Source organism: Pseudobutyrivibrio sp. OR37 (genome assembly GCF_900113655.1).
GTDB lineage: Bacteria > Bacillota > Clostridia > Lachnospirales > Lachnospiraceae > Pseudobutyrivibrio.
The window spans coordinates 1-19,328 of sequence record NZ_FOQF01000004.1; the positions used below are offsets into that span (position 1 = coordinate 1).

A 19,328-nucleotide genomic window follows, 5' to 3' on the forward strand; every position below is an offset into this window, starting at 1 on the left:
ATTTTTCGGTCGCAGCTCACATGTGCAAAAAGTTTTACCGCGGTATTACATCTCCACCTGATTTAGAAACCATCATATCAAGAAATCTTGTACCCATTAGACCAGACCGACATCGTGAAAGATACCAGTCAGCAAGAATCTTTAGAGGTTTCTTATATAGAGTAGCATAAAAATGAAAAGTTAAAAATGTTATTTAGGCAGATATACAATCTGTCTTCTTTTAATGTCTAAAAAAGGAAAAAACGAGATTGAAGCATATCACTTCAATCTCGTTTTCTTCATCGTAGCCTCCACCGCAATGTTAACTTAATGACATTGTCCAAATGGGTGACCTCATTTTTTTATTTACATTTATACATGCTTGTACTATTATTTCTTTTTGTGATACTAAAAAATCACGATTCTCTTCGATATATGGAGATGTTTATGAAAAAGAAAAAAATATCGTCGGTACAATTGATACCATTAAGTTTCTTGTGGGCAATCATTATAGGTGCGTTACTTTTGATGCTTCCTATATCTTCTGCCACAGGGCAGTGGACAAATCCGCTGGTAGCGCTGTTTACTGCCACCACTTCTACCTGTGTTACGGGTCTTGTTGTGGTAGATACCTATAGCTATTTCAGCCTATTTGGTCACATTATTATCCTGCTTATGATTCAGGTAGGTGGTCTTGGTATTATCACAGTTATTTCTATGGTAATGCTCATCACCCAAAAGAAGTTTTCTTTGGGCGATAGGATGATGCTCCAGGATTCCCTGAATCTAAAAACAGATGTAGGTGTTCTAAAGATTTTGATTAGAATATCAAAGGATGTTGCTAAAATTGAATTTACGGGAGCAGCACTTTATGCCATATATTTCATTCCAAAATATGGCATTGCAAAGGGAATATGGTTCTCCATTTTCCACTCCATTTCAGCCTTCTGTAATGCAGGTATAGATATTATTGGAAACAACAGTCTGATGGATTATAAATCAAATCCATTGATTATGATTACAACCATGCTTTTAATTGTTTTAGGTGGATTAGGCTATGTAGTATGGTTTGATATGTCCGAAAAAATCAAAGCTGGCATCGTTAAGGGTTTTACACCTGTGCAGATTTTTAAAAGATTTACAGAGCATACTAAACTGGTTGTGACAGTAACTACTTTCCTGATTGTTTCCGGTGCTGTGGCATTTTTTATTGCAGAATATAACAACCCTGGCACACTTGGTAACCTTTCGCTTTTTGATAAGGTTATTAACAGCTTTTTTGAATCAATCACTTTAAGAACTGCAGGATTTTCATCCATCCCACAGGAGAATATGACAGATTTTTCATGCGTCATATCATATACACTGATGTTCATCGGTGGCTCTCCAATCGGTACGGCAGGTGGTGTAAAAACAATTACTATTTTCCTTGCTTTATTAAATATTATTGCCTACATCCACGATGATGATCAAAGCGTAATTTTTAATAAACGTGTTACAGATGAAAGCATGCGCAAAGCAACTGTAATTGTTGCTGTGGCTACATTTACAATCATAGTTTTAACACTGGCATTAATCGTTACAAACCCTATCAACATTCAGGACGGACTATACGAGGTTATCAGTGCTTCCGCTACTGTTGGATTGTCTCGCGGCCTCACTTCAAGCTTGAATAGCGTAGGACGGATTATAATAATTATTGCTATGTACCTGGGACGTATAGGTCCTATCTCACTTGCAATTTTCTTTGCTGGCAGAAGCCATCATAAGTCAAAATGTAGATATGTAGAAGGCGAATTTTTCGTAGGATAAGGAGTTTATTGATGAAAAAGACAATAGCAGTTTTAGGTTTAGGTAAATATGGAATCAGTCTTGCTAAAAGCATGTACGAAATGGGCGCTGATGTTTTAGTTGTAGATAATGATAGAGACAAGCTAAAGGATATGGACGGCTTTTGTACAGCCGCTGTTTGTGCCGATTTAACAAATGAAGATGAAGTTGAAATGCTTGGTCTTAAAAACATGGATATCGTAGCTGTGGCTATGGCAGGTAATCTTTCTGCAAGTATTATGTCTGTTGCCGTAGCTAAAGAAGTTGGCGTACCTCTTGTGGTAGCAAAAAGCTCATCTGACAGAATGTCATCTATTCTTAAAAAGATTGGTGCAAATAAAGTTATCGTGCCTGAGGAATACGGCGGAGAACAATCCGCTAGAATTCTTGCTTCTGATACATTCTTAGATTATTTCAAGGTAGATGATAATCTATGTATGGTAGAAATGTTGCCAATGGCCAAATGGGTTGGCAAAAATATGATTGAGTTGAATCTTCGTAAAAACTATAAAATAAACGTAATCGCTTATATGAATCATGAAACAGGTCATTGGAAGATTCTTGACCCAGCAGAACCATTGGAAGCTGAAAACGAGCTCTTGATTGTTTTAGAGCGCGATCAGCTTCACAGAATTAATAAATAAACTTCCAAAGCTTACTGGAAAATATGTATGATGACACCTTCTGGTGACCCTTCTACAGTTCCAGTAAGCTTTTCTTTTTCCAAATACTTAAGGGCATCGCTATCGGTAAGTATGCATGGACTAGTGACCATCTGGCCATCTGATTGAATTTCCCCATTATTTTCAATGAAAATACGGCAGCTCTTGCCTGTGTAATCCACACCTTCCATGATGTATCTGGCAGAAAGCTTTACAAGACCATCCTCCCCCAAGCGCTGTGTATCTACCCCGCCAGGAAGGATTTTGCCTTTGAAATTATCGCACTCACATTCACCATCAAACAAAATCATGGTAGCACCGTTAATGCCACCCTTTACCTCTAAAGCTTCCTTAATTCGAACCTGTACTGTAAAAACCTCTGTTGCCATTATTCCCTCTCCTATCTAGTTAATTTTATCTAGTCAAATCCTTTACCCACTTATATCTCTTATAGTGGAAAAATACCCAAGGCAGCTTGCCCACCTCGTCAACGCAGGTGCAGGCATATACTGCAAGCACCGGCCATTTAAATACAAATGCTCCCAAAAGTGCAAGTGGCACTGCGATACACCACATACTAACAGCAAGGCTATACACATCAAAAAGTGTGTCTCCACCAGATGCAAATACACCATTGATAATTACTGTATTGATAGCACGACCAATCATGTAAAAGGACATTATTACCATCATACCAATCAGGTATCTCTTAGCAGGCGGTGTAAGTATCATAAAGCTGGTAACAAGTGGAGTAACCAGTAAAATCACAGCTGTAGAAAACAAGCCTACATACACGGATAATCTGGCTATTCTACCGCCATATAGCTTGCCCTTTGCCAAGTCGCCTGAGCCTAGCTCATTTCCAACAATAATACCTCCTGCGGCGCTGATACCATCACATAGGCAGCACATCAAATCTCGCACTACTGCCGCTACAGAATTGGCCGCAGCTGCATCTGTCCCCAGATGGCCCATGATAGCTGTATATGAAGTAAAGCCCACACCCCAGAACATAGCAGCTCCAGCAAGTGGCATACCACATTTAATATAGTCCTTGGCAAGCAGTCTATCTCTTGCCAACAAATCGCCTAAGGATGGGTGGATGAAGTCCTTCTGATAAGAAGATATAACTGCCCAACCCAGCTCTATAATTCTAGCAAGCAATGTTGCAAGAGCTGCACCATTTGCCCCCATTGCAGGAAGGCCCAAAAATCCAAATATGAATATAGCATTTAAAATAATATTTATGATTACAGCACCAGAGCTAATGAAAGCACATCTATCTGCATGGTCAGTAACACGCATCATGCCTAAGAAGCACTGGGAAAAGCCTGTAAGTAGATATGACCAGCCTGCAATTCTTAAATAGCCTGCCCCAATTCTGATAAGCTCTGAATCGCTGGCAAAAATCAGCATCAGCTGATTAGAAAAGCCTACGCAAAGAACGCACACAAATAAAGATATAACAGAGGCAATTCTAAGGCTCATACCAAATATCTTATGAATGGCCTGCTTGTCCCCTTTGCCCCAATACTGAGCACCTAATATTGCTATTGAGCCTGTTACAGCGCAAAGCATCATGTTTTGTATAAACTGAATCTGTGTGGCTAGGGATACTGCTGCCATAGAATTCTGTTCTACCCTACCTAGCATAACGGCGTCACTGGCTGCTACAAGAGCGAGCATCAGTGCTTGAAAAGCCAATGGCAATGTCAGATTAACTAATCGTTTTAAAAAGGCCTTATCTTCAAATAATTTTCCCATGTATATTCCTCATTTTTTCATAATATAACCATTAAAAATCATATCATTACAATAGCAAATAAAAAAGCCCTAACGACTAGAAATATCTAATCGCTAGGACCTCAAATCGAAATAAATAATTAAGAATATAATCTCTTAACGTTGCTCTCAACAACATCATCTGCCTTGATTTCAAATTCGCCATTAAGGAATGCCTGAAGCTGCCCCTTTGTATTGATAGCCTTGCCATTTACAAGAATAATAAAAGGCTTTTGTCCATCAGCATTTAATGTCATTCTATAATCAACTCTATCAAGTGCATACTCGATTCCCATTTGATAAGAATCAAAATAGCAACGTGAATTTCCAAGTGTATGGTCAGATGTAATCCAATATTCTTCAACAACATTAATATTTGGTTCGATCTGGCTCATTTTCACAAATTTCTCATCACATTCTTCTCTTAATAATCTGTACTCTTTATTAAGTGTTGTAAGTTCCATTCTTCACCTCATATTAAAACCAATTACCATAAAACCAATTGCACTTTATCACGCGATTAGTTATATGTCAACACTTAATTTGATTATTTCACATTTTTGTAACTATTTTCTCCACAGTCTGCCTAATGGTGCTGTTAAAAAGATAGCCTTAAGCACATTATCTGCAATCATGCATGTCCACACATACACCAAGCCCTGATTAAAGAAATGGATGCCTACGTAGGTAGCAAGAATTCTAACCAGCCACATTCCCACAAACTCAACTACAAATGGATACCTGGTCTTGCCTAGTCCATAATAAATACCCTCTGAAATAATATACATTCCAAAGAAAGGCTCGGAGAAGGCTACCATTTTCAGTACCTTCGCCCCAAGAGTAATAACCTCTGGATCAGAAGTAAAGAAGCCCATAAGTGGTGTTGCAAACAGGAATAAAAGTATTCCACTGAGAGTCATAACAGCAAGTGTGCAAATAACACTGCTTACACATACAGAATGATATTTCTCGTGATTCTGCTCACCGTAAGCGATTCCTACCATGGTGTTAGCAGCAGATTTAAAACCATAGCCACCGATATAGAAAAGCTCTTCAGCGCCAACAGCTATACTGTGGGCTGCAAAGATAATAGTTCCCATATGTGACACAAGCCCTGCAAAAACAACATATCCTGAAGTAGAGGCTATATTAATCAAAAGTACTGGTAAAGATAGCTTCCACATTTTTTTTGTGATATCCTTATCTGTCTTAAAAATGCTATCCTTAAATCCCAAATAAGGATTTTTGAAGAATACCATTAAGGTAAGAATTCCACCTAATGCAGCTGAAATACATGTAGCATAGGCTGCACCATCTACCCCAAGACCAAAGATGTAAATAAAGATATAATCAAGCAATATATTTACAGCATTAATAACGATGCTAATAACCATTGGGGTTTTAGTATCCTTAGTGGCACGGATTGCAGATGCCAGAATATACTGTACACTTTTTAAGATAATTGGAACCGATATCCAGAAGAAATATCTGGTTGCTGCTGGCCTGATTGCCTCTTCTGCGCCCATCCAGGTTGCGACAAATGGCGAAAGGGCAAGACAAATAACTTCAAGCACTGCACCTACCCCAAGGGCAAAAATAAGACTTTGCTTTGCCACCTGTTTTATCTGGCCATCCTCTCCAGAGCCGATAGCCTGGGCAATAAGTGTCATGGCGGCAACACCAAAAGCATAAGGCATGCTGCCAATCAACCATGTGATAGTGGTAGATGTCGATACCGCGGCTGTAGCATCAGCTCCAAGGCGGCCTACCATAGCAGTATCCACGTATTGCATCAAAACCGACAAAATCTGTTCCAGCATAGTAGGTACAGCTACAACAACTACGCTCCAAAATACACTGTTATTTTTAATGTTACTCCTTGTTATCATCCCAATCCTTTTCCATTCCATTAGCCCAAACCATGGACTGGATTGCCCTTGCAACCCTTATGGCATCTATAGCCTCCATGGCACGTTTATAATCTGCCTCCTGCTTTTCATACATGGCAGAAAAATCCTTTTGCTTCTGTTCAAACTCCTGCTTGCGGCGTTCCTTAGCCTCCTTGGCCTTTTTCTGAAAGGCTGCATAATCTGCGTTGGACGCGGTGTTACGCTTGCTTGTTTTTCCTACAACACGACTGTGAGTAAGAACCGCACCACCATTATCCTTGCACAAAAACTGATATGCCTCTGTGATACGATTGTAAATGGTGGCATCTGCATTTCCTGTCACATCAGGATGGCATTTCTTTACCAAATCCTTATAAGCATTCTTTATCTGCACTTGACTGGCATTTGGGCCTAACCCAAGAGCCATCAGCGCTTCATGCCTTGTTTTAATCATAACTCCCTCAATACTTCTCCAACAAAATACAATGAACCGAAAGCTATTATCTTTTCTTTATACCCCTTAGCCTGTTCTAAAGCCTCATCAAAGGAGCTGCAGGCCTTTGCCTCACATCCTAGGGATGCAATGCTTGAAGCCAGTTCCCTAGCCTGTAAAGCTCTGGCAGAATCTACTGTTACGGTAAAAATACGAGCTGCCTTTGGGGCAATGATTCTTGCCATTTCCAAATAATCCTTATCTGCCATTACTGCCATTATAAATGAAAAATGCTCATTTGAAAATTCGGCATCCAGACTATCATATAATGCCTGCACACCAGAAGGATTGTGAGCGCCATCCACCATAACAAATGGCTCCTTTGAAAGGATTTGCATACGCCCTGGCCAAACAGCCTGCGCCAAGCCCTTGTTGATAATATCCTGGCTTATGCCCTCATTTAAGAAGTGAATAATCTCTTCGGCAACAGCAGCATTTCGCTTTTGATATTTTCCAAATAGGCCCAATTTTTTATCCTCTGAAACCTGTCCTGCCACTACATAATCGCAGCCTAGCTGATTGCATTTATCCACGATTACCTGCTGGGCTTCCTGTGGCATTCGCCCAATCACTACAGGAACCCCTGGCTTTATGATACCTGCCTTTTCTCCTGCTATGGCCTCTACAGTGTTTCCAAGATACTGAGTGTGCTCCAATCCAATAGAGGTGATAGCGCAAACCCTAGGCGCCTGAGCCAGCCCATTAGTTGAATCCTTGGCACCACCCAGACCTGTCTCTAAAACTATGTATTTAACGCCCTGCTCCTTGAAATATAGCAAAGCCATAACCAGCCAGTAATCAAACATGGTTGGCTCTAAATCCAGCTGAATGTCCAGCAGATATGAGCCAAGACGAGCTACATCCTCCCTGCTAATCTGCTTCCCATCTACCACGATTCTTTCCGTGTAATCAATAAGATGTGGCGATGTAAAAAGTCCTACCTTAAATGGCTCTTTAGACGCAAAAGAAGCAGCCTGCAAGATACTACTTACAAAAGCTGCTACTGACCCTTTGCCATTGGTACCAGCTATGTGGAGGATATTCATATCCATTTCAGGATGTCCCAGCTTTTCTAGGAATTCCACTGTAACATCCCTTCCACATGCCTTACCAAAACGGCGCTTATTATCGATTGTATTAACTACCTGTTCGTATGTCATTATTGTTATTTAGACCACAAGAATAACTCCACCATCATTAGCATACATGGTGCTGACGCCCCTCATATCCACAATGAAGATATCCTTAAATGTGGCCAACGACTCCATTTTTTTCTTTAATGATAGAGCACGTTCAGGACAGTTGCAATGAGAAATTGCAACAATTTTATTCTCACAATTGGTAGTGACATCCATAACGCACTTTGTCATTTTATCTATAGCCTGATTCATGCCACGGCCCTTGGCAAGCTGCTGAATATAACCGATTTCTGTAGAACCCATAACAGGCTTAATGTTAAGAGTTTCGGCGATGGCAGCCTTAAGGCCTGATAATCTTCCAGACTTTCTAAATGTCTCAAGTGTTTCAAGTACAAAGAATGTGTGCTGTCCCTCAATATAAGCATCAACAGTCTCAATTACCTGTTCAAAGGACATACCTGCCTCTTCACATTCTGCAATCTTCATAGCTATAAGTGTTTCGCCTATAGAAGCAGATTTAGAATCAAATACGTGGATGTTCTTTGATTCATCATCTTCTTCAAATAAATCCTTTGCAAGACATGCACTATTATATGAACCAGAAAGCTGTGATGACAATGTAACTAAATAAATATTATCTGCATCACATTCCATTTCAACCATGTAAGCATTAGGTGATGGGCATGCAGATTTAGGTGCATTAGGGCTAGCTGCGACTGCTTTAATGAAGCTGGCCTGATCGAAGGTTTCATCATCAACTATCTGAGCATCATCAATCTCAAGCGTAAGAGGGACATTAACAAAATGACCATCATTTTTCATTTCCTCTGTGAGCTCGCCACAACTATCTATAATGATTTTATACATAATATCCTCATTCCTCCCAAACGTTTGGGTTATTTGATACATGTATTATAGCACCCACTACTCTCCACGTAAATAGTTTTTATTAATCCATCATGTAGTTTTTAAAACCACATGCAATATTTATCAATTCCACTTGATTGTTACAACATTTGAATCTTCATCCAGTAAATAGTACACAGATGATAAATCAGGACAATAATCCGATATATGCTTTTCATCAAAGAAATATGTTATGACTCTCACATATAAATCCGTGTTACTGAATTTTAAGGAAATCTCATCTTCGCCTGCGTCATAAGAGGTTTTGATTTTGTCTCCAATTGAATCTACACCAAACCAGTCATAGTACAAGCCTTCGTGGACAAAATAATTGTCTGCATTAGATAAGCATTCTGGCACCTCAAAGGATGAGGTTATAACATGATTCTGACTGATTTCCTCTGTTGTCATGGCAAAATATGCATAGTTTATTCTGCCGGTGGTATCGTTATTGCTGTCTAGATACTTGCTATTCCCCCAGGTAACATCCATGTAGTAATAAGCATCGTCCAGATATACCAGGTTCCAGGCATGACTTTCATTATTAGCAGTTCCAGTGATTATGGTGCTTCTAATGCCAAGCTTGTCCAACATGTACCAGGCTGCATCAGCATAGCCCTGACATACTGTTGACTTATATATAAATACACTAAGAATATTTTGATTTTCTATACTTTCATTGTTGTAATCAACCTTGTTAATTAATGTTTCAAATACATACAAGGCTTTATCGTAATCACTGGCCTCAGGGCTTATTCCCGAAAGCCATTCCTCACAAACAGCATCAATGGTGGCCTGATAAACATCCCTTTGATCCTTGCTCATGGAATATTTTGGCTCAAATTCCAAGCCAATCACTTTGCTATTGCTTGTATAGGTATTGTATTGATATCCGTTTACCCAAAACAGATTTCCGTAATCAGCCATTACAGCCTCATAGGCCTTGGCTAATTTATCCTTGTCTTTTGTAGATAATGTAATTCTACTTTTGAAATTAATAATACAATCATACACTTGATCGTAAGTTTTCTGGCCTTCCTCATCCAGTTGCTGATATGCATAGCGATCATATGAGACGCTCTCAACTATTATTGCATCCCCCACCATTGACTGCTTTATAGTAGCCCGGGTATCTTTCCAGATATTGTTCTTCTTGGCATAAAGAACAAGACATATTCCGATAAATATGCCGAATGCAATCATTCCAGTTGCCAATATGTTTAGTAATAAATGTAATAGTTTTTTCAAGCAAACTCCTTGTAATGTTTATAGTATTAAATGTAAATGGGCAAAAAAAGCAGCGTAGAAATTAACTACGCTGCCTCTCCCCTTAATCCTTTTTTGTATTGCCTATAGCTTGTTTTTCATAACACAACCAAAGGTATCCGAAAAATAAGATTAATGTAAATTTGATTAACGTACTACTGTTACGTTAACAGCCTGTGGTCCCTTTGCTCCATCAGTTACTTCATACTCAACTGTAGCACCTTCCTCGAGAGTCTTGAAGCCCTCTGAATTGATGCCGCTGAAATGTACGAATACATCGTTTCCAGCTTCGTCTGAGATAAATCCGTAGCCCTTTGAATTGTTGAACCACTTAACTGTACCTTTGCTCATGCTAAAGTACCTCCAATATATTACTTGCCAAGCTCCTGCTCGACTAGTATTAGTTTAACAGAACACTTTCCTAAAGTAAAGAATTTGTCCGAATATTTTGTACAAATTTTTAAAATCGTTACTTTAAGACCAGCAAAGTCAAATCAGAAAGAGGATACATAACACTTTAGACTAGTTAGCAGCAGCCTTTTCTGGAATTAGTCCAGTGGTTCTTAAAAGAATCCTTGGACCACCCTTTTTCTCTATATAATCTTCTGTAATAATAACCTGACCAATGTTCTCATCCTTAGGAATCTCATACATGATATCAAGCATGAATTCCTCGATTATAGAACGAAGACCTCTTGCTCCAAGCTTTTTATCAAGAGCCTTTTTAGCAATGGCGTGAAGTGCGCCCTCATCAAATTCAAGCTTAACCTCATCAAGCTCAAGAAGCTTCTGGTACTGTTTGATGATAGCATTCTTTGGCTCCTTAAGAATTCGAACCAGCATGTCCTCATCAAGCATTTCTGTTGCAAAGACAATTGGAAGACGTCCGATAAACTCTGGAATCATACCAAATTCTCTAAGATCCTCAACAGTTACCTTCTGAAGGATGTTTTTATCCTCGTCATATTTATCCTTTAAATCAGCCATGAAGCCCATTGATGAATGTTTATTCAGGCGGGCCTTGATGATTTCGTCCATTGCTGGGAATGCGCCACCACAGATAAACAGAATATTTCTAGTATTAATAGTAGTGGTAGGAACCATAGCGTTTTTGCTGGATGCACCAATTGGTACCTCAACATCTGCACCCTCTAAAAGCTTAAGCATACCCTGCTGCACAGACTCACCACTAACATCACGCTGATTAGTGTTTTTCTTTTTAGCAAGCTTATCAATTTCATCGATGAAAATAATACCCTGCTGACATCTTTCAACATCATTTCCAGCTGCTGCAAGAAGCTTGCTGACAACTGATTCGATATCATCACCAATATATCCAGCTTCAGTAAGTGATGTAGCATCTGTAATTGCAAGAGGTACGTCAAGAAGTCTTGCAAGGGTACGAACTAAATATGTTTTACCAGAACCTGTAGGTCCAAGCATAAGCATATTAGATTTTTCGATTTCAATATCGTCCATGGTGCCTGTGGCTACACGCTTATAGTGATTGTAAACTGCTACAGACATAACCTTTTTTGCATAATCCTGACCAACCACATATTCATCAAGCTTTTCCTTAATCTTGTGTGGTGGAATAATGTTGTTAATATCGATAGCAGGTGCTGGTCTGTCTTCTTTCTTTTCTGCTCCTGCTGCACCGTGAGCATTTTTAACCTTTGGTCCTTCGCCGAAAAGGCTGCCAAGGTTTAAAAAGCTGATATTTGGCATTTTTGACATATCCACATTGCTCTTGGAATTGTCTCCACCGCCAAAACCAAAGCTTCCCATTGAATCAAAGGTGCGTTGCATACAATCTGTGCACACACTCATTCCAGGTGCCATTTTGATTAATGGGCCTGTGATATTGTCTGGTCTATGGCAGATGTAGCAAAACTCTGTTGGCTTATCATCCTTCTTTTCATCTGTAGATGAATCTTTATTTCCTGTTACCTCTTCTATAACCTCATCAGAGATGTCTGCGACTGTCTCATTTGGGTCAAACTCTCTAAAATCCTGATCTGACATATTACGCTCCTATCTACTGCCTTCGCAAAAATTAAAAACAATGTTGTAATAATCCAGAATGATATCGTCAGTAGCGTTGAATATCTCATGCTTACTTCCTTCAAAACGATAGAGCTTACAGTTAGGTGCAAGCTTAGAAAACTCGTTTTGCCCTTCTGGCATTACAAGTGTATCCTTAGATGCTTGCATTATTATAACAGGAATTTCCACTAAATCGGCGTTTTTAAGAATTTTTTTAGAAACATTAACAGCCTCTCGGCTCCATCCGAAGGTACAGCCGTTGGTCTGATAATGGACCTCATGCTCTCTTTCCTCAAATTGGTAGTTGTATCTGGCCTTGGAAAGTGACGAGCATCTAGGGTATTTATAGGTGTGGTCATAATCATGATGACCCTTTAAATATTTTTTATTAAAGAATGGTAAATGTGACACAAGTACCATCATCTTTACCATAAATTTGCTGGCATCTCCTGTGGCTATCTGTATCATTGGTGAAGTTAGGATAGCCCTTTCAAAAACTGTAGGATGCTCCTCCAAATAACAGGCACCGATAGCTCCGCCCATGGAATGCGCAAACAGTATCAATCTATCTGTAAGGCATTCTGGAACAACTATCTTTTCTATAAATTCATTGAAGTCTGAAACATAATCTTCAAAATGATTTACATGAACCTTTGAAAAGCCTTCCACTTCCCTATCAGACATACCGTGGCCTCTGTGCTCTACGATAAACACCGAATAGCCCATCTGATAGAAATAATACATTGTTTCAGCGTACTTTGTTGTGAATTCACAATATCCGTGTGAAATAACAATTGCTGCTTTTTCCTCTGGATTAATCAAGGTACGATAGTGAAGCTTCATACCCTGTCTATTATTAAAATATCCGTCTTTAGTTTTATCCTTAAGAAAAGGAAGGACTCTGCTGGCCATAACCTCAGCAAAATCCTGCTCTCTTATAAACATATCTTCTATTTTTTTCATAATCAATCCCACTTATACCCTTTAACGATTTCTAGTGCAACATCAGGATAATTGGTAATAATACCGTCCAGTCCCATTTCACAAGCCATGTGCAAATATTGCTTTGAGTTGACTGTCCAGGTATTAATCTTGAGGCCAAGCTCATGACATCTTTCAACGAAATTAGGATACTGAACATTATAAAGTGCAGGATGAAGTGCCTCCACCCCGTGCTCCTTGCCATATTCTGGCATGTTTAAGGTGCCATCCATATAGAGGAAGCCAGTGTGAGCCTTAGGGTCAAGCTCCTTAATCTTCATAATGCTATAGTGATTAAAAGAAGAATAAATTACCCTGTCCTCCATACCAAATTCCTTTGTCATTGCAAGGATATCAGCTTCTATTCCCTCATAAAAAACAATACCTGTTTTAAGCTCGATATTGATTGTTAAATCTGTAGGCTTGATAAGCTCAAAAACCTCTCTCATTGTAGGTATATCAGCGTGCTTACATTCTGGATGTGTAGCATTGTAATTGTACTTGCGAAGCTCCTCTAAGGTGTAATCCTTAACATAGCCTTTACCATTAGAAGTTCTGTCTATTTTCTCATCGTGGATAACTACCAGCTGGCCATCCTTTGTCTTGTGGATATCCAGCTCAATTCCATCTGCACCCATCTCGATAGCTTTTTCAAAAGCAGGAAGGGTATTTTCTGGCAAGTAACCGCTTGCACCTCTGTGTCCCCAAACTAAAGGTCTATTCATTGAATCATTACCTCTTTTCCTTATCCCCTTAAGGTTGTAATATTTAGCTCTTATATGTTTAAGTAGCAATCTGGTTCTATAAAATCTCTGTTTCATTAGTCCATATCTTCGAAGGCCTCTAAGCCTTTCTTTAACTCAACATTTCCATCTCCGTGCTTTACTAAGAGCATTGTAACAAATGCAAGTATTGCAAAGATTGTTGCATAAGGGAACAAAGTGATGTATCCCACATGCTTAAGTAAATAACCTGCCACAATAGGTGTTACAATCTGGGCTGCCATAGAAAATGTGTAATAGTAGCCTGTGAATTTACCTACATCTGAGCCCTTGCACATTTCCACAACCATTGGCATTGAATTGACATTTATGAAGGCCCAGCCCATACCAACACATGCAAACAATACATATAAAAATGGTGAGAAGCTTGGATGAACTAACGTAAATACGAAGCCACCGCAAAAGCTAATGGCAAGTATCGCCACTCCAAGAAGTATTGTCTTTTTTCTACCTATTTTTGAAGCAACCATACCAGATGGAATGAAAAAGATTATTGCGCCACCTGTTGCAACTAATAAACAAAATGATGCTGCACCAACAGACATTTCCCACATCTTTACAGCGTATGTAGTGAACCATGTCTCCATTCCATTATATGCAATGAACCACAGCGAAACTGATATTAGTAAGAATATCAAAGAGCGCTTAACCTCTTTTGGTAAAACCTCATCTCCGTTTTCTGTTTCTACTGCAAGATTCTCCTCTGGATGAAGCAGCTCATAATTTTCCACCTCTCTGTTAAATGCGATTTCATCCACAAAAATCATTAAAATCACAAGAGATATCAACATTATTCCTGCTACTATCAAAAATACCGGCAGGTAATTGATGTGTTCAAGCCCCTTGGTGCGAGATGCAGGATATAGTGCTGCTGCTACACCAAGATAAATGATGCCGCCTACTGCGCCCATGAGATTGATTATGGCATTGGCTCTAGAGCGAAGTGGCTTAATAGTACAATCCACCATAAGTGCAACTGCGGGACTGCGATAAGTTCCCATTGCTACTAAAAGAGCTCCTAAAATACCAATAAACAATGCTTCCTTGCCCACTGTAGGATTAGCGTAGTAGCTGTTATCCACAATTGGAAGCATGAGCATCAAAATCACTGCTGCTATGGTGCCGTACAATATAAATGGCTTACGTCTTCCCATAACGTGCTTACATCTGTCTGAAACTGTGCCAAACAGTGGAAGCAAAAACAGCGCAAGGACATTATCCATCGCCATTATTACACCGGTAATTGTCTCATTTAACTTGAAGGTTCCAGTAAGTATAAGCGGAATTAAGGCATTATACATCTGCCAAAATGCGCATATACTCAAGAACCCAAACCCCATTTGTATAGTTCTTTTAATATTTAGTTTCATTATACTCCCCCAATACAACCCCTATATTTTTAGATTATTTTGTATAAACCACCATCTGAAGTGCATGCTGAGCAACCACATCATCAATAGCTGGGATGCGGCCCTTGATAGCATATTCAATCTGATTGATTTCCTTTGCGATAGGTGCAAGCTCCTGATAGATAGCCTCCATATGTGGCTTCATGTTTTCAGGTGTATATTCAACAGGGAACTCAAGCACTACTAAATGACGTACTACCTTTGTGTCCTCTTCAACCTTTGTAAGGAAGCTGATTGAATAAATATCTTCATGAGACTTACCGTATTCTAAAAGCTTTGCACGGATTGCTGAAGTCTCTTCACCATCCTTTGGAACTCCTAAAAGAATCTTTTTGCCAGCAGGAACCTTTTCTTCCTTAACATGACCTTCACCTTCATTCTTAGGTCCAAATTCTGCCTGATAACCTGGTGTTCCAGTAATAGTATCAAGGTAAGGGATTGGAAGTGTGCATGGAATCTTGTTGAAAGGATTGATTGCTATACCTGCGTATGCATCTCCTCTCTTAAGTAAAGCGTACACATCCTGGAAAGAAAGAATCTGTGTGTGAACCTTCTGTCCATCCTTTGTTAAGCCTTCCCATTTACGTAATGACTGCCAATCTGTAAATAATGGCAATACCATACTGTCTCTATCCTCTGGTGTGCCTGCAAGCTTAATCTGAGACTTAAGCATGTAGAAGCCGATTCTTGTATCCTTTTTGATTACAGCTACGCCATTTTCGTTAACCTCTGGCTCTGCATCCATTTTGATTGGGGTAAGGAAATGACCGTGACTTACATGATATGCAACAGTTGCATGGAAGCCATTATCCTGGCTGTATGTAGTCATGCCATTGATGATTCCTGCTAATGCAGGATTTTCGATAGATACCTTAGGATCAACCTTATCCTGTGGCTCAATATTTGTAATAACAGAATATTTCTTTAATTGAACTTCATCTGGTAATGTAAGCTGTAAAGAAACCGCAGTATCCTCAGCTTCATCAACGATAGATGTTCTTTCTTCATTTTTTGCTTCGATTGCCTGAACCTCGCAGGCTACAGCAGGAGTACCTGCCATGTAAACGAATACCTTATCTCCCTTTTTGATTTTTCCGTATAAGTTACCAGATACAATGCTTCCATTACCATCAAGCATTGTAGTAACACCATCTACAATAACTGAAAAACGTCTACCTGTATCAACAGATTCAGTAACGTCTGCATCCTCTAAATTAATATTTTCTGCAGCTGCTTCTGCAGTGTTTTGTGCTTTTTTCTTTTTGTCAAATAAACCCATAACAAATTCTCCTTAATATCATTCGTGCCATAATTTTATACATAGACACATGTATTATTATAATCTATTTATTGCTAAATGCACAAGAAATAGCTAAAATAACAATGAAAACTAATTCAACAAGGGAGGTATTTATGAGTAAAAAAGGATTCATTTCAGAGTTTAAAGAATTTATCATGCGTGGAAACGTTATGGACATGGCTGTCGGTGTTATCGTCGGTGGTGCTTTTACTGCAATCGTAACATCTCTTAACGAAGATATCCTAACACCTATCCTTGGAATCTTCGGTGGCACCGATTTTTCAGAGCTTAAGGTTACACTTGGTAGCGGTGAATTAGCACCTACACTTTATTATGGAAATTTCATTACTGCTATTATTAATTTCTTAATTACAGCACTTGTTATTTTCTGCATTATCAAAGGTATAAACCGTGCCAGTGAAAGAGCTGCTGCCTTAGTTAAGCGCAACAAGGAAGAGGCCGAGGCTGCTGCACCTACTGAAAAGGATTGTCCATACTGCTACAGCAAGATAAACATAAATGCAACTCGTTGCCCTCATTGCACTTCACAGCTTTAATCTTTAAATCAGAAATAGCTTGCTACCATTTGGTAGCAAGCTATTTTTTAGGCTATTTGTTCTTGTCAACTTCGACTTTCTTCAGCTGTTTTCTAAGCTTATAGTTTTCGAACATCGTCTTAAACAATTTTACCTTTAATATAAATACCTTCATAATCATTATCCTCTTATACCCCGGCGAATTCTATTCGCTATCAATCAAATATATTATTTGATATCTTTGTCGCCAGAATTAGACTTCTTCTTTTCGTATGCGATAGTACCACTTACTACAGCAATGATTACAAGAAGCCACCACCACCAAGAGCGCTGGAAGAAGTTCTTCTTAACCTCGCCTGACTCAGGAACCTTAGGATCTTCAACCTTGATTTCTTCCTGTTCCTCAACCTTTTCAGTAGACTTTGAAGCACTAGGTGTGCTTGGCTCTACTGCTAATGGTGTATCTTCATCATCAATAGTAACAGGTGTAACTGTTCTTCTTGATCTTCTGGCTGGCTGTTCTGGACCTGCCAAAGGAACTGGTGTTACCTCTGGTATTGTGGTTGGGTCATAGTTAACTGGAACTATGTTTGATGGACCAGGTGTTGGTGCAGGATTTGGTCCTGGGTTTGGATTTGGGTTTGGATTAGGATTTGGGTTTGGTCTAGGGTCTGGTGTTGGACCAGGTGTAGGACCAGGTGTTGGTGTCCACTCATAAACCTTCTGCATAAAATTGTATGTTGTGCCAACAATATTAATATGGAATGTATATGAATGTGTTGTGTATTCTGTTGGCAGTTCCAAATGATTTACATTAGCATAAGCTTTTGTATAATATCTTCCTACTGCAGTAGATAAATATGTTTCATCCTTTACTTCATGCGTAAATCCTAAAGCTGCATAGCCCTCTTGTATTGGACTGATTTCCTCATTTTCAAGCTGTCTTGAAGGATCATTGAATGCTAAAGCAAGTGCTAAACCTGAAGTATTCTCCTGTGCAAGTCTAAGAGTCTTTTCAAAAAATTCTTTTCTGTAAGCAGCTAGCTGTGATTCTCTTGATTCTATATCTACATCAGAAAGTACTCCATTTACGTACTGGTATTTAACCTTTGTTGTAATGTTGATTACATTCTGAATGAACTTTCCATCCTTATCAAAGTATGAAACAACTGTAGCATCACCTTCAGCAATTAAGTTCTCTACTGTTGGGCTCTCTACGCCATTTTTATCAACAAATGTTTTTGATGGCTGATTTACAGTATTATAATCTTTCTTCAATGTATCCTCATCCATTAGAATAATACATGAAGTTGATACTTTTTTCTTCTGCTCTTCTGTAAGTGTAGGCTCAATTCTCTTGAATGCATCCTCAAGGTAATACTGTCCGTTAACATAGTAACGTCTAACAGCCTTGCCACTTGCAATAAGCTTTTCCATTTCTTCATCTAACCCAGCGACCTTAGTTGGCTCTTCATTTATTGTATCTTCAGATTCACCAGTAATAATCTTAACATCAGAATCATTAAAATCATATCGAGCCTCTTCAGTAGAAATTGTAACTGCTGAAGTTATAGGATCAATCTTGTAGCAATAGTGTCCAACTATCTGATTTCCGTCTGCATCTGTATATGATACTCTTACGGAATCACTATCCATTCTTTCAACTTTGATGTCCTCTACACCAAGATTAGACTTTATAATATTCTTGATGTTTTCATCAGAATCACCTGCGTTAATAACAGTCTTTTCTGTTGGATTAAGAAGAGGATCTACCATGCCCGCAATATCATTCTGGGCATCGTTCATCTCATTTACTAGCTCATCATAAAGCTCAAGCTCTTTTTCAGACACCATGCCTTTAGCAATTGCTTCATCAACATTAGGAATATCCCTAGATGTTGGTATAGATGGCATTGTAGAAGGAGCACTTGCTAAAAGAGCATTGTTTTCACTGCTTCCAGCTTCATCAGTATTTTCATTCTCAGCGACCATTGAATTATCGATATTAGCTCCATTATTCTGGGCAACATCTACTAGCTCCTGAGCCCCTTCAGCTTGTGTAACAGGCTCTTGAGAAGGCTCTGCTGCAAGTGCAGTCATATTCATCGAACTTGCAAGAGTTACTGCTGAAAGACCAAGTGTCATCGATTTAACAACCTTATTTTTCATCTCTATTCCCTTTCTACAAAATGATTAAAAATAATATATAAAATATTTGAATTCTCCAACTATCAATTTAACATTTTCTATACTCAGATACAAGAATTTGGCAAGAACGTCAAAAATCTGGCAAGAAGTGTTACAGATTATAATTCGCACACCATACAA

The 19,328-nt window shown here is 39.0% G+C and carries 18 protein-coding genes; 3 read left to right on the forward strand and 15 right to left on the reverse strand.

The features are described 5' to 3' along the window. The first annotated feature begins 426 nt into the window (after window positions 1–426). On the forward strand, window positions 427–1,791 hold the full coding sequence (locus tag BM097_RS02850) for a TrkH family potassium uptake protein (RefSeq protein ID WP_090545717.1): 1,365 nt from the start codon (window positions 427–429) through the stop codon (window positions 1,789–1,791). Between the two features lie 11 nt (window positions 1,792–1,802). Then, complete coding sequence (locus BM097_RS02855; protein WP_090545719.1) at window positions 1,803–2,453, forward strand: potassium channel family protein; 651 nt, start codon at window positions 1,803–1,805, stop codon at window positions 2,451–2,453. Window positions 2,454–2,464: 11 nt separating this feature from the next. Here the strand turns inward: BM097_RS02855 and BM097_RS02860 are convergent, their stop codons facing one another. From BM097_RS02860 to BM097_RS02925, 14 genes are all read right to left on the reverse strand, one after another. Further along, complete coding sequence (locus tag BM097_RS02860) at window positions 2,465–2,860, reverse strand: DUF3237 family protein (protein ID WP_090545721.1); 396 nt, start codon at window positions 2,858–2,860, stop codon at window positions 2,465–2,467. A gap of 25 nt (window positions 2,861–2,885) precedes the next feature. Then, window positions 2,886–4,235 carry an MATE family efflux transporter gene (locus BM097_RS02865; protein ID WP_090545723.1) on the reverse strand — a complete coding sequence of 450 codons (1,350 nt, stop codon included), beginning with the start codon at window positions 4,233–4,235 and terminating at the stop codon, window positions 2,886–2,888. A gap of 119 nt (window positions 4,236–4,354) precedes the next feature. Then, window positions 4,355–4,717: a hypothetical protein gene (locus BM097_RS02870; protein WP_090545726.1), complete on the reverse strand. Its 363-nt coding sequence runs from the start codon at window positions 4,715–4,717 to the stop codon at window positions 4,355–4,357. Window positions 4,718–4,819: 102 nt separating this feature from the next. After that, complete coding sequence (locus BM097_RS02875; protein WP_177197348.1) at window positions 4,820–6,142, reverse strand: MATE family efflux transporter; 1,323 nt, start codon at window positions 6,140–6,142, stop codon at window positions 4,820–4,822. Continuing rightward, on the reverse strand, window positions 6,126–6,596 hold the full coding sequence (locus BM097_RS02880; RefSeq protein WP_090545731.1) for a J domain-containing protein: 471 nt from the start codon (window positions 6,594–6,596) through the stop codon (window positions 6,126–6,128). Before BM097_RS02880 ends, BM097_RS02875 begins: the two co-directional genes overlap by 17 nt. Next, on the reverse strand, window positions 6,593–7,795 hold the full coding sequence (locus tag BM097_RS02885; protein ID WP_090545734.1) for a bifunctional folylpolyglutamate synthase/dihydrofolate synthase: 1,203 nt from the start codon (window positions 7,793–7,795) through the stop codon (window positions 6,593–6,595). Before BM097_RS02885 ends, BM097_RS02880 begins: the two co-directional genes overlap by 4 nt. A gap of 9 nt (window positions 7,796–7,804) precedes the next feature. Beyond that, complete coding sequence (locus BM097_RS02890) at window positions 7,805–8,641, reverse strand: DegV family protein (RefSeq protein ID WP_090545736.1); 837 nt, start codon at window positions 8,639–8,641, stop codon at window positions 7,805–7,807. Window positions 8,642–8,764: 123 nt separating this feature from the next. Further along, the gene (locus BM097_RS02895; protein ID WP_090545738.1) at window positions 8,765–9,928 is read right to left on the reverse strand and encodes a transglutaminase domain-containing protein; all 1,164 of its coding nucleotides are present in this window, start codon (window positions 9,926–9,928) and stop codon (window positions 8,765–8,767) included. A gap of 165 nt (window positions 9,929–10,093) precedes the next feature. Continuing rightward, on the reverse strand, window positions 10,094–10,297 hold the full coding sequence (locus BM097_RS02900; RefSeq protein WP_028235478.1) for a cold-shock protein: 204 nt from the start codon (window positions 10,295–10,297) through the stop codon (window positions 10,094–10,096). 171 nt (window positions 10,298–10,468) lie between these two features. After that, window positions 10,469–11,971 carry an ATP-dependent Clp protease ATP-binding subunit ClpX gene (gene clpX / locus BM097_RS02905; protein ID WP_090545740.1) on the reverse strand — a complete coding sequence of 501 codons (1,503 nt, stop codon included), beginning with the start codon at window positions 11,969–11,971 and terminating at the stop codon, window positions 10,469–10,471. Window positions 11,972–11,980: 9 nt separating this feature from the next. Next, the gene (locus BM097_RS02910; protein WP_090545743.1) at window positions 11,981–12,955 is read right to left on the reverse strand and encodes an alpha/beta fold hydrolase; all 975 of its coding nucleotides are present in this window, start codon (window positions 12,953–12,955) and stop codon (window positions 11,981–11,983) included. A gap of 2 nt (window positions 12,956–12,957) precedes the next feature. After that, a complete protein-coding gene (locus BM097_RS02915) occupies window positions 12,958–13,698 on the reverse strand; it encodes a glycerophosphodiester phosphodiesterase (protein WP_090545745.1) in 741 nt (246 codons plus the stop codon). Window positions 13,699–13,793: 95 nt separating this feature from the next. Next, a complete protein-coding gene (locus tag BM097_RS02920; protein WP_090545747.1) occupies window positions 13,794–15,125 on the reverse strand; it encodes an MFS transporter in 1,332 nt (443 codons plus the stop codon). A gap of 34 nt (window positions 15,126–15,159) precedes the next feature. Continuing rightward, entirely contained in the window at window positions 15,160–16,443 is a 1,284-nt protein-coding gene (locus tag BM097_RS02925) for an SseB family protein (RefSeq protein ID WP_090545749.1), read from the reverse strand. 134 nt (window positions 16,444–16,577) lie between these two features. Between BM097_RS02925 and mscL the strand changes: the two genes are divergently transcribed. Further along, complete coding sequence (mscL, locus tag BM097_RS02930) at window positions 16,578–17,021, forward strand: large conductance mechanosensitive channel protein MscL (RefSeq protein WP_090545751.1); 444 nt, start codon at window positions 16,578–16,580, stop codon at window positions 17,019–17,021. 207 nt (window positions 17,022–17,228) lie between these two features. On the opposite strand, the gene BM097_RS02935 is transcribed toward mscL, so the two are convergent. Next, entirely contained in the window at window positions 17,229–19,169 is a 1,941-nt protein-coding gene (locus tag BM097_RS02935) for a hypothetical protein (RefSeq protein WP_090545752.1), read from the reverse strand. Between the last annotated feature and the right edge of the window lie 159 nt (window positions 19,170–19,328).

What these genes read in the sequence shown, in the direction of transcription:
- BM097_RS02870 (WP_090545726.1), bottom strand. Translation starts at nt 4,717, where the DNA reads ATGGAACTTACAACACTTAATAAAGAGTACAGATTATTAAGAGAAGAA.
- BM097_RS02880 (WP_090545731.1), bottom strand. Translation starts at nt 6,596, where the DNA reads ATGATTAAAACAAGGCATGAAGCGCTGATGGCTCTTGGGTTAGGCCCA.
- BM097_RS02850 (WP_090545717.1), top strand. Translation starts at nt 427, where the DNA reads ATGAAAAAGAAAAAAATATCGTCGGTACAATTGATACCATTAAGTTTC.
- BM097_RS02915 (WP_090545745.1), bottom strand. Translation starts at nt 13,698, where the DNA reads ATGAATAGACCTTTAGTTTGGGGACACAGAGGTGCAAGCGGTTACTTG.
- BM097_RS02900 (WP_028235478.1), bottom strand. Translation starts at nt 10,297, where the DNA reads ATGAGCAAAGGTACAGTTAAGTGGTTCAACAATTCAAAGGGCTACGGA.
- BM097_RS02920 (WP_090545747.1), bottom strand. Translation starts at nt 15,125, where the DNA reads ATGAAACTAAATATTAAAAGAACTATACAAATGGGGTTTGGGTTCTTG.
- mscL (WP_090545751.1), top strand. Translation starts at nt 16,578, where the DNA reads ATGAGTAAAAAAGGATTCATTTCAGAGTTTAAAGAATTTATCATGCGT.
- BM097_RS02860 (WP_090545721.1), bottom strand. Translation starts at nt 2,860, where the DNA reads ATGGCAACAGAGGTTTTTACAGTACAGGTTCGAATTAAGGAAGCTTTA.
- BM097_RS02925 (WP_090545749.1), bottom strand. Translation starts at nt 16,443, where the DNA reads ATGGGTTTATTTGACAAAAAGAAAAAAGCACAAAACACTGCAGAAGCA.
- BM097_RS02865 (WP_090545723.1), bottom strand. Translation starts at nt 4,235, where the DNA reads ATGGGAAAATTATTTGAAGATAAGGCCTTTTTAAAACGATTAGTTAAT.
- BM097_RS02875 (WP_177197348.1), bottom strand. Translation starts at nt 6,142, where the DNA reads ATGATAACAAGGAGTAACATTAAAAATAACAGTGTATTTTGGAGCGTA.
- BM097_RS02885 (WP_090545734.1), bottom strand. Translation starts at nt 7,795, where the DNA reads ATGACATACGAACAGGTAGTTAATACAATCGATAATAAGCGCCGTTTT.
- clpX (WP_090545740.1), bottom strand. Translation starts at nt 11,971, where the DNA reads ATGTCAGATCAGGATTTTAGAGAGTTTGACCCAAATGAGACAGTCGCA.
- BM097_RS02935 (WP_090545752.1), bottom strand. Translation starts at nt 19,169, where the DNA reads ATGAAAAATAAGGTTGTTAAATCGATGACACTTGGTCTTTCAGCAGTA.
- BM097_RS02890 (WP_090545736.1), bottom strand. Translation starts at nt 8,641, where the DNA reads ATGTATAAAATCATTATAGATAGTTGTGGCGAGCTCACAGAGGAAATG.
- BM097_RS02910 (WP_090545743.1), bottom strand. Translation starts at nt 12,955, where the DNA reads ATGAAAAAAATAGAAGATATGTTTATAAGAGAGCAGGATTTTGCTGAG.
- BM097_RS02855 (WP_090545719.1), top strand. Translation starts at nt 1,803, where the DNA reads ATGAAAAAGACAATAGCAGTTTTAGGTTTAGGTAAATATGGAATCAGT.